We start from the raw sequence: 12,185 nt of genomic DNA, 5'->3' as shown, positions 1-12,185 counted from the left end.
TGCCGCCTTCGGGCGGCATCGTCGTTTCCGGCGTAGCCGATAAGCAAGGTCCGAGGAGCGCCAGCAGCCGCGCGCAGAACCTATACGGCTGCGTACGCGCGCCGCTGCTGGCATCATCGCCTTTTTGCCTTTGACGGATCGACACCGATGACCGATACCTCCGCCTCGCTCGCCTTCGTCTTCCCCGGCCAGGGATCGCAATCGGTTGGCATGCTGGCCGACCTTGCCGCCGCGCACGCGGAAGTGCAGGCGACTTTCGAGGAAGCGTCGCAAGGCGCCGGCGTCGACCTGTGGCAGCTCAGCCAGCAGGGTCCAGAGGATCAACTGAACCGCACCGAGAACACGCAGCCGGCGCTGCTGGCGGCGAGCGTGGCGGTGTGGCGCGTGTGGGCCATGCTCGGTGGCGCGCGGCCTGCGCAGCTGTCCGGCCACAGCCTGGGCGAATACAGCGCGCTGGTCTGCGCCGGCGCCCTGTCGCTGCACGATGCCGCGGCGCTGGTGGCGGAACGCGGTCGCCTGATGCAGGCGGCGGTGCCGCCTGGCGTGGGTGCGATGGCGGCGATTCTTGGCGGTGACGATGCGCAGATTGCGCAGGTGTGCGAGGAGGTCGCGCAAGGCCAGGTTGTCTCCCCGGCCAACTACAACTCGCCCGGGCAACTGGTGATCGCCGGCAACGCGGAGGCGGTCGACCGTGCCCTGGTGAAACTCGCCGAGCTGGGCGTGAAGAAGGCGGTCAAGCTCGCGGTGTCGGTGCCCTCGCACTGCGCCCTGATGCGCGAGGCCGCCGATCGGCTTGGCGAACGCATGGCGGCGATCGATTGGTGGCTGCCCACCATCCCGGTGGTGCAGAACGCAGAGGCGCGCAGCTACGGCAACGTGGAGGAAATCCGCGGCGCGCTGCAGCGCCAGCTTTACCTCCCGGTGCGCTGGACCGAATGCGTACAGGCCCTTGCCGGCAACGGCGCCACCCGTGTGCTCGAGTGCGGGCCGGGCAAGGTGCTCTCGGGTCTCATCAAGCGCATCGACAAGGGTTTGGATGCGCGCGCCATCGGCGCGCCGGCCGAACTCGAAGCGGCGCTGGTGTAAACCACCTCTGACGGGACGGGCCTCGCGTCCGTCCCAGGATTCCTGCAAAAGGGCATGACGATGAGCAAGATTCTGGAAGGAGAAATCGCGCTGGTCACCGGCGCCAGCCGCGGCATCGGCGCGGCGATCGCCGACGAGCTGGCGGCGATGGGCGCCACCGTGATCGGTACCGCCACCAGCGAGAATGGCGCCACGGCCATCGGCGAGCGCCTGGCGGCGAACGGTGGCCACGGCCGCGTGCTGGACGTGACCGATGGTGCCGCGGTCGAGGCATTGATCGACGCGATCGGCAAGGAATTCGGCGCCGTCTCGATTTTGGTCAACAACGCCGGCATCACGCGCGACCAGCTGCTGATGCGCATGAAGGACGAGGACTGGCAGGCGATCATCGATACCAACCTGACCTCGGTCTACCGCACCTCCAAGGCCGTGATGCGGGGCATGATGAAAGCGCGCAAGGGCCGCATCATTTCGATCGCCTCGGTGATCGGCCTCACCGGCAATCCGGGGCAGGCCAACTACGCGGCGGCCAAGGCCGGCGTCATCGCCTTCTCAAAATCGCTGGCGCGCGAGATCGGTTCGCGCGGCATCACTGTCAACGTGGTCGCGCCCGGTTTCATCGATACCGACATGACCCGCGCACTGCCGGAGGAATCGAAGCAGGCGCTGCTGGGGCAGATCGCGCTGGGCCGCCTGGGCGAGGCGGGCGATATCGCCAAGGCCGTGGGTTTCCTTGCTTCGCCGGCCGCCGCCTACATCACCGGGGAAACGTTGCACGTCAATGGCGGCATGTACATGCCCTGACGTATGGCGCGGTTGTCGCCAAGAATCCGTTTTTAGGCGACAATTGACCTTTCGCGCCGGCCGGAAAGCCTGCGCGTTTGAACCTGTCGGCGGAGCAATGGCGGCCTGGTCGCTTAGCCACTACAATTCGCCGTCCTTTGCCGGACCCGTGCCGGCCCGACAAAAAAGCACACCCCTTGGGAGGTTTGGCAACATGAGCACCATCGAAGAGCGCGTCAAGAAGATCGTCATCGAGCAGCTGGGCGTGAAGGAAGACGAAGTCACGGCGAACGCTTCGTTCGTGGACGACCTGGGCGCCGATTCGCTGGACACGGTGGAGCTGGTGATGGCTCTCGAGGAAGAGTTCGAGACCGAGATCCCGGACGAAGAGGCCGAGAAGATCACCACCGTTCAGCAGGCCGTGGACTACATCAAGGCCCACACCAAGGACTGATCGGTTTCGTGGCCGGTGTCTGCGCCCATGGCGGCGCGGGTTCCGTTCACGTGGCGATACTGAAAGCTGCGCCACCTTGGCGCAGTTTTCGTTTCTGCGTTTTGAAACGTCCGATACCGTATGGTGGCTGGACGCCGGCCGTTGCGCAGCAGCGAGCCCAGAGAACACGTAAGGATTAAAATCCATGAGCAAACGACGCGTCGTAGTGACCGGCATGGGCATCATCTCGCCGGTCGGCAATGACATCGCCACCGCCTGGGACAACATCCTCAAGGGCAACAGCGGCATCGGCCAGGTGACCCACTTCGACGCCACCGGCTATGCCACGCGCATTGCCGGGCAGGTGCGCGACTTCGACCCGGCACAGTGGATGCCGCCGAAGGACGTCAAGAAGATGGATCCGTTCATCCACTACGGCATTGCCGCCGGCACGCAGGCGCTGCGCGATTCCGGACTGGAGATCACCGAGGCGAACGCGCCGCGTATCGGCGTGGCCGTCGGCGCCGGCATCGGTGGCCTGAACACCATCGAGGACACCTCGATCGAACTGCACGAGAAGGGCCCGCGCCGCGTGTCGCCGTTCTTCGTGCCCAGCTCGATCATCAACATGGTGTCCGGCCACCTGTCGATCATGTTCGGCCTCAAGGGCCCGAACATTGCTTGTGTCACCGCCTGCACCACGGCCACGCACAACATCGGCCTTGCGATGCGCATGATCCAGTACGGCGATGCGGACGTGATGATCGCCGGCGGCGCCGAGTTCGCCACCACCGGCACGGCGATGGCGGGTTTCTGCTCGGCCAAGGCCATGTCCACCCGCAACGACGAGCCGACCAAGGCCAGTCGCCCGTGGGACAAGGACCGCGACGGCTTCGTGCTGTCCGACGGCGCAGGCGTGCTGATGCTGGAAGAGTACGAACACGCGAAGGCACGTGGCGCGAAGATCTACGCCGAGCTGGTCGGCTTCGGCATGAGCGGCGACGCGTACCACATCACCGCGCCGAGCGAGGGCGGCGAGGGTGCCGCGCGATGCATGCAGGCGGCGCTGGACGACGCCGGCGTCAATCCGACCGAAGTGCAGTACATCAATGCGCATGGCACCTCCACGCCGCTGGGCGACCTCGGCGAGGTGATGGCGGCCAAGAAGGTGTTCGGCGAGCACGCCTACAAGCTGGCAATGAGTTCGACCAAGTCGACCACCGGCCACCTGCTGGGTGCTGCGGGTGGCGTCGAGGCGATCTTCACCATCCTGGCGCTGCGCGATCAGGTGCTGCCCCCGACGATCAACCTGGACGAGCCGAGCGAAGGCTGCGACCTGGACTTCGTGCCGCACACGGCCCGCAAGGCCGACGTGGACGTCGCGATCTCCAACTCCTTCGGCTTTGGTGGGACCAACGGCACGCTGGTCTTCCGCCGCCACTGAGCGGAAGCGTGGGCGGCCATCTGAGGGTCCTTGACGGCCGGCGCGACCTGCTCGCGCCGGCCGCTGCTTTTGCGGACCGCTATCCCTGCCTGCTCGAAAGCGTGGTGCGCGGCAGCGCGCAGGCGCGCTACGACATCCTGTTCGCGTTTCCGCGCGAAAAACTTCAATTGCAGGCCGACGGCCGTCTACAAGAGCAGCCGGGTGCCCGATTCCTCGACGCGCTCGACGCCGCCTGGCAGGCCGAGCGCGTACCGCTGCAGCACGACGGGCTGCCGTTCCACGGTGGCTGGGTGCTGATGCTGGCCTATGAACTGGCCGGTGAAATCGAGCCGCGCCTCCGCCTGCCGCCCGGCGAAGGCCTGCCTGTGGCGCTGGCGTTGCGTTGTCCGGCGGCGATCATCATCGACCATGCCCGCGACCGCACGCTGCTGGTGGCCGAGGCAGGAGACGCCGACCTGCTCGATGCGATGGAGGCGGACCTTGCCGTCTCCCTGGCGTTGCCCGCGCTGGCTCCGCCGATCGCCATCGAAGAGGATCCGCCCGAACGCTTCCTGGGTGGCGTCACCCGCGTCCACGAACACCTGCACGCCGGCGACATCTTCCAGGCCAATCTCTCGCGCGCCTGGCGCGCGCGCTATGCGCGGCCGCCCGCGCCGACTGCCTTGTACGGAGCGTTGCGTGCGGCCAACCCGGCGCCGTTCGCGGGCCTGTTGCAACAGCCTGGCTGGGCCGTGATCAGCTCCTCGCCTGAGCGGCTGGTCGAAGTGCGCGACGGCGTGGCGCAGACGCGTCCCATCGCGGGTACGCGCCCACGCGTGGCCGGCGACGACGACGCGGCGCGCATCCGCGAACTCGCCGCGCATCCGAAGGAGCGCGCCGAACACGTCATGCTGATCGACCTGGAGCGCAACGATCTCGGCCGTGTCTGCGTGCCGGGCACGGTCGTGGTCGACGAGCTCATGGTGGTGGAGAGCTACGCCCACGTGCACCACATCGTTTCCAACGTGCGCGGGCGCCTGCGCGAGGGCGTGACGCCAGGGCAGGTGATCGCCGCGACCTTTCCGGGTGGCACCATCACCGGTTGCCCCAAGGTGCGCTGCATGGAGATCATCGCCGCGATCGAGGACGAGCCGCGCGGCGCCTACACCGGTGCGCTGGGTTACCTCGACCTGAGCGGCGAGCTCGACCTCAACATCCTGATACGCACGTTCACCCAGACCGGTTCCGACGTCACACTGCGCGCCGGCGCCGGCATCGTGACCGACTCGATCGCCGAGCGCGAACTGGACGAAACCCGCGCCAAGGCCCGAGGCCTGCTGCGCGCACTGGGAGCGCCCGGTTGATGGCGCGCGTGCTGGTCGACGGGCAGGCAGGCGACCGGGTTTCGGTCCTGGACCGTGGACTCGGTTATGGCGATGGCCTGTTCGAGACGATCCGCTTCCTCGGCGCGGACGCACCATTGTGGTCGCGCCACATGCACCGCCTGGAGGACGGGTGCCGCCGGCTGGGGCTGCTCATGCCAAGTACTGGCACGCTGCTCGCCGAGGCGCGCGCCGTGTCGAGGGAACGGGCGCAATCGGTCGTGCGCATCACCCTGACGCGGGGAATCGGCGCGCGCGGCTACAAGCCGCCTTCGAAGCCCCAGTCCACCCGCATCGTGGCCGCCTTCGATGTTCCGCCACGCGACGAGGCCGCGCAGGCCGAGGGCATTCGCGTGCGCCTGTGCTCCATGCGCCTGGGTGCGCAGCCGGTGCTTGCCGGCCTCAAGCATCTCAATCGCCTGGAGCAGGTGCTGGCTCGCGCCGAATGGGATGACCCGGCAATCGCCGAAGGGTTGTTGTGCGACGCCGACGGATTGGCGATCTCGGCCACCGCGGCCAATCTTTTTGCGGTGTTCGCCGGCGTGCTTGCCACGCCGGCAATCGATCGCTGCGGCGTGGCCGGCGTGGCCAGGGCGCAGGTGCTGGCCGCATGGCCGCAGGTGCGGGTGCGCCGGATTCCGCTTGATGAACTTCGCGGCGCCGACGAGCTCTTTCTATCCTCGAGCGTGCGCGGCATCCTGCCGGTTCGCGAACTGGACGGCAGCGCTTTTGCAGTTGGCCCGGTCACGCGCGCGCTGCAGTCGCATTGGCGCGAACTGGGTTTTTAGGATGCTCTGATCGATGCTGTGCAAGTGGCACAACGCGTCGTCGCTTTGTTTCGCGCGCCGGTGGCGCCTGCGTAGAATGGATCGGATCATCCTTGGGAGTCGTCGATGGGGCGCAAGAAGAGAAAGGGGCGAGCCGCCTGGCGCATCCTGACCTGGGTGCTGCTGCTGGGCGTGCTGGCCGCCGCGGTGGCAGGCTGGTACGACTTCGAGCGCTTCAGCCGCGCACCGCTCGCGGTCGGCCCGCAGCGCCAGACGATCGATGTCGCGCGAGGCACCAGCCTGCGCGGCATCGTGGCGCAATTGCGTGCGCGCGACCTTACCCATGCACCCTCGCTGTACTGGCGCGTGCTGGCCGAACGCATGCGGGTGGCCGACCGGCTGCATGCCGGCGAGTACGCGCTCGACCCGGGCGTCACGCCCGGCCAGCTGCTCAATGCCATGGCCACCGGCCGCGTGTTGCAGCGCGACTTCACCATCGTAGACGGCTGGACCTTCCGCCAACTGCGCGATGCCCTGGCGAACGTACCCACGCTGCGCCACGAGGGCGCTTCGCTGGACGACGCCAGCCTGATGCAACACATCGGGGCCGCTGGCGAGATGCCCGAGGGCCGCTTCCTGCCCGAGACCTACGCCTACGTCAAAGGCGACAGCGACCTGGACATCCTCAAGCGCGCGCACCAGGCCATGGTGCATGCGCTGGCCGAACTCTGGCCCAACCGCGACAAGGACCTGCCGCTGGCCACGCCATACGACGCGTTGATCCTGGCCTCCATCGTGGAGAAGGAAACCGGACGCGCCGACGAGCGGTCGAAGATTGCCGGGGTATTCGTACGCAGGCTGGAAAACCACATGTTGTTGCAGACCGACCCGGCGGTGATCTACGGCATGGGGGCGACCTATGCCGGCAACATCCGCCGCAGCGATCTGCTCGCGGACACGCCCTACAACACCTACCTTCACGCGGGCCTGCCGCCCACGCCGATCGCGCTGCCGGGGCAGCCGGCGATCCAGGCCACGCTGCATCCGGCACCGGGCAAGGCGTTGTACTTCGTGGCGCGCGGCGACGGCAGCCACGTGTTCGCCAGCTCGCTGGCCGAGCACAACCGCAACGTCGCCTGCTATCAGCTGAAGCGCTGCCATGACTGATACCCGGCGCGGACGCTTCATCTCGCTCGAGGGTGGCGAAGGCGCGGGCAAGAGCACGTTGCTGGCTGCCCTTCGTGAATACATCGCGGGGCAGGGCATCGGGCTGGTGCAGACCCGCGAGCCCGGTGGCACGACGGTGGGGGAAGCGATCCGCGCGATCGTACTCGACCCGCAAACGCGCGGAATGGCCGGCGAAACGGAACTGCTGCTGATGTTCGCCTCCCGCGCCCAGCTCGTGCGCGAAACCATCGCCCCGGCCCTTGCTGCCGGGCAATGGGTGCTGTGCGACCGCTACGTCGATGCCAGCTATGCCTATCAGGGCGGCGGCCGCGGCCAACCGCAAGAACGTATCGCCGAACTCGAACGCTGGGCCTGCGCTGGGGTCGTGCCGGACCTGACCCTGTTGCTCGATCTGCCGGTGGCGACGGGCCGCGCACGCGCAGCCGGCCGGGGCGAAGCGGACCGCATCGAGACCGAAGCCGATGCTTTCTTCGAGCGCGTGCGCGCGAACTATCGCGCGCGTGCCGCGGCAGAGCCCCACCGCTTCCGCGTGATCGATGCCGGTCGATCGCCCGAGGCCGTGCTGCAGGCGGCCGTCTCGGCGCTCGCGCCGCTGTTCGCGGAGGACGCGACATGAGTACACCGCCGCCCTGGCACGGGGCGCACTGGCAACGGCTGCAATCGCGCCTGGCGCGCGAGGCTTTGCCACACGCGCTGCTGCTATGCGGTCCCGCAGGCCTGGGCAAGCGCGCCTTCCTGCATCGGTTCGTGCGTGGCCTCCTGTGCGATCGCCCGCGCGAGGGTGAAGCCTGCGGCCAGTGTCGCGCCTGCCTGTTGCTCGACGCCGGCACGCACCCGGACTTCGTCACCATCAGCTATGGCCTGCGCAAGGACGGCGTCCAGCGCAAGGAGATCGTCGTCGAGCAGATCCGCGAACTGTCCGCGCGGCTGGCCATGGCCAGCCAGTTTGGCGGCTGGCAGATCGTGGTGATCGACCCGGCCGATGCGATGAACGCATCGGCCGCCAACGCCCTGCTCAAGACGCTCGAGGAGCCCTCGCCGCAGACCCTCTTGCTGCTGGTCGCCGACGCCCCCTGGCGGCTGCCGCAGACGATCCGCAGCCGTTGCCAGCGGATCGAGTTCCAGCTGCCGCCGCCGGACGAGGCGATGGCCTGGTTGACGGCGCGGGGCGTTGCCGATCCCTCTACCGCGCTGCAGGCGGCCGGGGGCAATCCCGGCCTGGCCCAGGCTTGGGCAGAGCAGGGTGCGCTGGCACGCCGGCAAGCGGTGCGCAAGGATCTGGCGGCGTTGGCCGCCGGTCGCGCCGAACCGATGGAAGTCGCACGCCGCTGGCTGGACGCCGAGCCGGAGCAGTGCCTGTGGTTTGCCGCGCAGGCGGCCGTGGACGAAGCGCGGGCGCGCGCGACCGGCGGCGCAGCGCCGCTTGGCAGCCAGCTCGAAGCCGACGCGCTGGCTGACTGGTTCGCCGCCGCCAGCCGAACGCGCGACGCCCTGCGCGGTCCGCTGCGCGGCGACCTGCTGCTGCTAGAGTTGCTCGCCGGCTGGCACTGACCCGATGACTGCGGGTCTGTCCAGTCGCCTGCCTCACGCTACACGTAGTGCGAACGCGCGCTGCCGCAAGCTGCGCGCAACGATCGCTTGCGGCCCGAAGCCCAGGCGTTCCCCACACCCTGGCGCGGGAGGCGCCACGACATGCCGTTGAGCCCGGAGCTGTACAGCCCCGACGCGCGGACCCGCCTGCTGGTGGTGGCGCCGCATCCCGACGACGAAACCATAGGCACCGGCGAACTGCTGCAACTCGTGCGTGCGGCGGGCGGTGAGGTGCGCGTGCTGCTGCTCAGCGACGGCGACGACAACCCCTGGCCGCAACGCTGGATCGAACGCCGCCTGCGTATCGGCGATGCCGAACGCGCGCGCTGGGGACGGCGGCGACGCGGCGAGGTTGCCGAAGCCCTGCGCCGGCTCGACGTGCCGTTCGATGCCCTGCATGCAATGGGCTGGCCCGACATGGGCCTCACCGCGCTGGTGCGCGAGGATGCCTCGATGGCACGCGCGCGGCTGGTCGAGGAACTGGTGGATTTCCGGCCAAACGTAGTCGCCTTGCCGGCACTGTCCGATCGCCATCCGGACCACGGCAGCGCGCACGTACTGATGCGGCTGGCCCTGGCCGACTGGGACGCCGAGCCGCCTCTGCTGTTCAGCTACCTGGTGCACGGTCGCGGAGAGGCATCTCCCGACGTCGCCCTGCCTGCCGCAGCCGGACGCCACGCGGTCAAGCTCGCGGCGTTGACGGCCCACGGCAGCCAGATGGCGTTGAGCGCAGGCCGCATGCGCCGCCTGACCGATCGCCCCGAGCGTTACGACCGCGTCGCCCGCCCCCCGGCCGACCGCGAGGCGGGCGCGCTGCCCTGGCATCCCAGGGCCTGGCGCTCGCAACTGCGCCTGACCATCGCCAGTCCGGACGGCGTGCGCCACTGGCCCTGGGCCGACGCACCATTGCAGCGCGACGGGCAGGGCCGCTGGCGCCTGGCCGAGGTACCCACGGCACCATGCTTTGCCCGGCTGGACATGGACGTGCCATCGCCGTGGATCTTCGATCGCTGGGGCTGGTGCGAGCTGTAGTCTCCGTGGTCGGGGGTGGGGTGGGCTTGAGCCACCGCCCTTCGCGGCAATGTGGCCCGGTTGGCTGAAGTCCACCCTACGCGATCGGCTGGCTTTGCGCCCGCCCATCCCGCTCGCTACGATGCCGGGGCGCCGGCCGAAACCGGCCGTTCGTTCCGGAGCCCAAGCATGACCCCCACCGCCGCCCGTCAGGGCATCATCTCCCTGAAGATCAAGGACGCCGCGTCGCTCTACAACGCGTACATGCCGTTCCTGAAGAACGGCGGCCTGTTCGCGCCGACCGCCCAACGCTACGCGCTGGGCGATGAGGTGGTGCTGCTGATCACGCTGATGGACGAAACCGAACGATTGTCGGTGGTGGGAAAGGTGGCGTGGATCAGCCCGCTCGGTGCGCAGGGCAACCGCACCGCCGGCATCGGCGTGCACTTCAACGAGTCCGGCGATGCCGAGGTGGCGCGCCAGCGCATCGAGAACATCCTCGCCGGCGTACTTTCGTCAGAGCGCCCGACCCACACCATGTAGCGCACGGCCGCGGCAAATCTCGCGCCGCTCCGGCCCCTTCCGCGCGCTCTTCGCACCGTCGCCTGCGATTTGTGAGAACGGGCGCCATTAACCAATAACTGTCGCGTCCGCAATACTTGGCGTAGTCCCCGCGCGCGCTGATACAATGCCGCGGTTACACGAATGGATTTCGTGGAAATCGGGCGCTCGCGGCCCCCACGCGTGCGATCGTGGCTGGACAGCCCCTGCCGTGCGCGGCCTGCCGAATCGAACCAGCCTGACCGCCGACGTTGGCGGTCACTGATGCGTCCGAAGGGCGCGGAGGTACGTTGCATCGTGCTTGCTCAATACTGGCCTATCTTGCTGTTCATCGGCGTTGCCGCCGGCCTGGGCGTGGTGCTGCTGATCATCGGCATGCTCGCCGGCCCGCGCCGTCCCGAGGCGATCAAGCTCGCACCGTACGAATGCGGTTTCGAGGCCTTCGAAGACGCCCGCATGCGCTTCGACGTCCGCTATTACCTGCTGGCGATCCTTTTCATCATCTTCGACCTGGAAATCGCCTTCCTGTTTCCATGGGCGGTGGTGTTCCAGCAGATCGGCATCGTCGCGCTGATCGAGATGGCGCTGTTTCTGCTGCTGCTGGTGGTCGGGTTCGCGTACGTGTGGAAGAAGGGCGCACTGGAATGGGACTGATCTAATGGGAATGCTGTCTTCCATCGACCGGGTGATGCACAACCCGGAACCGCTGAACCTGGTCGACGACATCCTGCGCCCGGCCGAGGACAACCCGGTCGTGCAGCGCGGCTTCGCCACCACCTCGGTCGACGCGCTGATGAACTGGGCGCGCACCGGCTCGATGTGGCCGATGACCTTCGGCCTGGCCTGCTGCGCGGTCGAGATGATGCACGCCGGCGCGGCGCGACTGGACCTGGACCGCTACGGCGTGATCTTCCGCCCGAGTCCGCGCCAGTCCGACGTGATGATCGTGGCCGGCACGCTGGTCAACAAGATGGCGCCGGCATTGCGCCGCGTCTACGACCAGATGCCCGACCCGAAGTGGGTGATCTCGATGGGTAGCTGCGCCAACGGCGGCGGCTACTACCACTACTCGTACTCGGTGGTGCGCGGCTGCGATCGCATCGTGCCGGTGGACATCTACGTGCCCGGCTGCCCGCCGACGGCCGAAGCGCTGATCCACGGCATCCTGCAATTGCAGAAGAAGATCCGTCGCACCAGCACCATCGCCCGCGGCTAAGGCCCAGAAGCCCATGACCGATACGCAAAACACTTCGCTCGCCGCGCGCCTTGCGGCGCGGTTCGGCGACACCCTGTCGCTGCTGCCCGCGCGCGGCGGCGAGACGACCGCCGAGTTGGCCGCCGCCGATCTGCTGAGCGTCGCCACTGCGCTCCGCGACGAACCGGACTTTCGCTTCGAGCAGCTGATCGACGTCTGCGGTGTCGACTACCTCGGCTACGGCCAGGACGAGTGGGCCACCGAGACGGTCACGGCCACCGGCTTCTCGCGTGGCGTCGAAGGCCAGGCCATGGGCCGCTTCAACTGGGCGGAGCGCCCGCGCGATGCCAACATGCCGCGCCGCTTTGCCGTGGTCGTGCATCTGCTTTCGCTCACTCACAACCGGCGCCTGCGCCTGCGCGTGTTTTGCGAAGACGACGCGCTTCCGATGGTGCCCTCGCTCACCGGGATCTGGCCGGTGGCCAACTGGTTCGAGCGCGAGACGTTCGATCTGTACGGCATCATCTTCGATGGCCATCCGGATCTGCGCCGCATCCTCACCGATTACGGTTTCGTCGGCCATCCGTTCCGCAAGGATTTCCCGCTGATCGGCAACGTCGAGGTCCGCTACGACGCCGAGCAGCAGCGCGTGGTCTACCAGCCGGTGACCATCGAGCCGCGCGTGCTGGTGCCGCGCGTGATCCGCGACGATGCCGATCTTGTCCAGGCCAGAGCCGAGGCCGCCGACGACTGGCGGAAGAACTGA

General features: G+C 68.2%; 14 protein-coding genes. All 14 read left to right on the top strand.

Annotated features, from left to right (window positions below):
- Window positions 1–147 precede the first annotated feature (147 nt).
- The 14 genes from fabD (at window position 148) to ACFWZ1_RS10785 (ending at window position 12,185) form a co-directional block, all read left to right on the top strand.
- Entirely contained in the window at window positions 148–1,086 is a 939-nt protein-coding gene (fabD, locus tag ACFWZ1_RS10850) for an ACP S-malonyltransferase (RefSeq protein ID WP_439666425.1), read from the top strand.
- 60 nt (window positions 1,087–1,146) lie between these two features.
- Complete coding sequence (gene fabG / locus ACFWZ1_RS10845) at window positions 1,147–1,890, top strand: 3-oxoacyl-ACP reductase FabG (protein WP_439666424.1); 744 nt, start codon at window positions 1,147–1,149, stop codon at window positions 1,888–1,890.
- A gap of 193 nt (window positions 1,891–2,083) precedes the next feature.
- Complete coding sequence (acpP, locus tag ACFWZ1_RS10840; RefSeq protein WP_091336635.1) at window positions 2,084–2,323, top strand: acyl carrier protein; 240 nt, start codon at window positions 2,084–2,086, stop codon at window positions 2,321–2,323.
- Between the two features lie 184 nt (window positions 2,324–2,507).
- The gene (fabF, locus tag ACFWZ1_RS10835) at window positions 2,508–3,746 is read left to right on the top strand and encodes a beta-ketoacyl-ACP synthase II (RefSeq protein WP_231320582.1); all 1,239 of its coding nucleotides are present in this window, start codon (window positions 2,508–2,510) and stop codon (window positions 3,744–3,746) included.
- 8 nt (window positions 3,747–3,754) lie between these two features.
- Complete coding sequence (locus ACFWZ1_RS10830; RefSeq protein WP_439666423.1) at window positions 3,755–5,089, top strand: aminodeoxychorismate synthase component I; 1,335 nt, start codon at window positions 3,755–3,757, stop codon at window positions 5,087–5,089.
- Complete coding sequence (pabC, locus tag ACFWZ1_RS10825) at window positions 5,086–5,895, top strand: aminodeoxychorismate lyase (protein ID WP_439666422.1); 810 nt, start codon at window positions 5,086–5,088, stop codon at window positions 5,893–5,895. Before ACFWZ1_RS10830 ends, pabC begins: the two co-directional genes overlap by 4 nt.
- Before the next feature lie 105 nt (window positions 5,896–6,000).
- Complete coding sequence (gene mltG, locus ACFWZ1_RS10820) at window positions 6,001–7,041, top strand: endolytic transglycosylase MltG (protein ID WP_439666421.1); 1,041 nt, start codon at window positions 6,001–6,003, stop codon at window positions 7,039–7,041.
- On the top strand, window positions 7,034–7,678 hold the full coding sequence (gene tmk / locus ACFWZ1_RS10815; RefSeq protein WP_439666420.1) for a dTMP kinase: 645 nt from the start codon (window positions 7,034–7,036) through the stop codon (window positions 7,676–7,678). The genes mltG and tmk overlap by 8 nt, the downstream gene beginning before the upstream one ends.
- Complete coding sequence (gene holB / locus ACFWZ1_RS10810; RefSeq protein WP_439666419.1) at window positions 7,675–8,613, top strand: DNA polymerase III subunit delta'; 939 nt, start codon at window positions 7,675–7,677, stop codon at window positions 8,611–8,613. The genes tmk and holB overlap by 4 nt, the downstream gene beginning before the upstream one ends.
- Window positions 8,614–8,754: 141 nt before the next feature.
- Window positions 8,755–9,684: a PIG-L deacetylase family protein gene (locus ACFWZ1_RS10805; protein WP_439666418.1), complete on the top strand. Its 930-nt coding sequence runs from the start codon at window positions 8,755–8,757 to the stop codon at window positions 9,682–9,684.
- 168 nt (window positions 9,685–9,852) lie between these two features.
- Window positions 9,853–10,206 carry a PilZ domain-containing protein gene (locus ACFWZ1_RS10800; protein ID WP_231320571.1) on the top strand — a complete coding sequence of 118 codons (354 nt, stop codon included), beginning with the start codon at window positions 9,853–9,855 and terminating at the stop codon, window positions 10,204–10,206.
- Between the two features lie 315 nt (window positions 10,207–10,521).
- Complete coding sequence (locus ACFWZ1_RS10795) at window positions 10,522–10,878, top strand: NADH-quinone oxidoreductase subunit A (RefSeq protein WP_231326002.1); 357 nt, start codon at window positions 10,522–10,524, stop codon at window positions 10,876–10,878.
- Between the two features lie 4 nt (window positions 10,879–10,882).
- Entirely contained in the window at window positions 10,883–11,440 is a 558-nt protein-coding gene (locus ACFWZ1_RS10790) for a NuoB/complex I 20 kDa subunit family protein (RefSeq protein WP_231320569.1), read from the top strand.
- A 13-nt stretch (window positions 11,441–11,453) separates the two neighbouring features.
- The gene (locus ACFWZ1_RS10785) at window positions 11,454–12,185 is read left to right on the top strand and encodes an NADH-quinone oxidoreductase subunit C (RefSeq protein WP_231320568.1); all 732 of its coding nucleotides are present in this window, start codon (window positions 11,454–11,456) and stop codon (window positions 12,183–12,185) included.

Source organism: Frateuria sp. GZRe14 (assembly GCF_051900395.1).
GTDB lineage: Bacteria > Pseudomonadota > Gammaproteobacteria > Xanthomonadales > Rhodanobacteraceae > Frateuria_A > Frateuria_A edaphi.
Note: the sequence above shows the minus strand (reverse complement) of the source record. Positions and strands in the feature narration are given on the sequence as shown.

What these genes read in the sequence shown, in the direction of transcription:
- fabD (WP_439666425.1), top strand. Translation starts at nt 148, where the DNA reads ATGACCGATACCTCCGCCTCGCTCGCCTTCGTCTTCCCCGGCCAGGGA.
- fabG (WP_439666424.1), top strand. Translation starts at nt 1,147, where the DNA reads ATGAGCAAGATTCTGGAAGGAGAAATCGCGCTGGTCACCGGCGCCAGC.
- acpP (WP_091336635.1), top strand. Translation starts at nt 2,084, where the DNA reads ATGAGCACCATCGAAGAGCGCGTCAAGAAGATCGTCATCGAGCAGCTG.
- fabF (WP_231320582.1), top strand. Translation starts at nt 2,508, where the DNA reads ATGAGCAAACGACGCGTCGTAGTGACCGGCATGGGCATCATCTCGCCG.
- mltG (WP_439666421.1), top strand. Translation starts at nt 6,001, where the DNA reads ATGGGGCGCAAGAAGAGAAAGGGGCGAGCCGCCTGGCGCATCCTGACC.
- tmk (WP_439666420.1), top strand. Translation starts at nt 7,034, where the DNA reads ATGACTGATACCCGGCGCGGACGCTTCATCTCGCTCGAGGGTGGCGAA.
- holB (WP_439666419.1), top strand. Translation starts at nt 7,675, where the DNA reads ATGAGTACACCGCCGCCCTGGCACGGGGCGCACTGGCAACGGCTGCAA.
- ACFWZ1_RS10805 (WP_439666418.1), top strand. Translation starts at nt 8,755, where the DNA reads ATGCCGTTGAGCCCGGAGCTGTACAGCCCCGACGCGCGGACCCGCCTG.
- ACFWZ1_RS10800 (WP_231320571.1), top strand. Translation starts at nt 9,853, where the DNA reads ATGACCCCCACCGCCGCCCGTCAGGGCATCATCTCCCTGAAGATCAAG.
- ACFWZ1_RS10790 (WP_231320569.1), top strand. Translation starts at nt 10,883, where the DNA reads ATGGGAATGCTGTCTTCCATCGACCGGGTGATGCACAACCCGGAACCG.
- ACFWZ1_RS10785 (WP_231320568.1), top strand. Translation starts at nt 11,454, where the DNA reads ATGACCGATACGCAAAACACTTCGCTCGCCGCGCGCCTTGCGGCGCGG.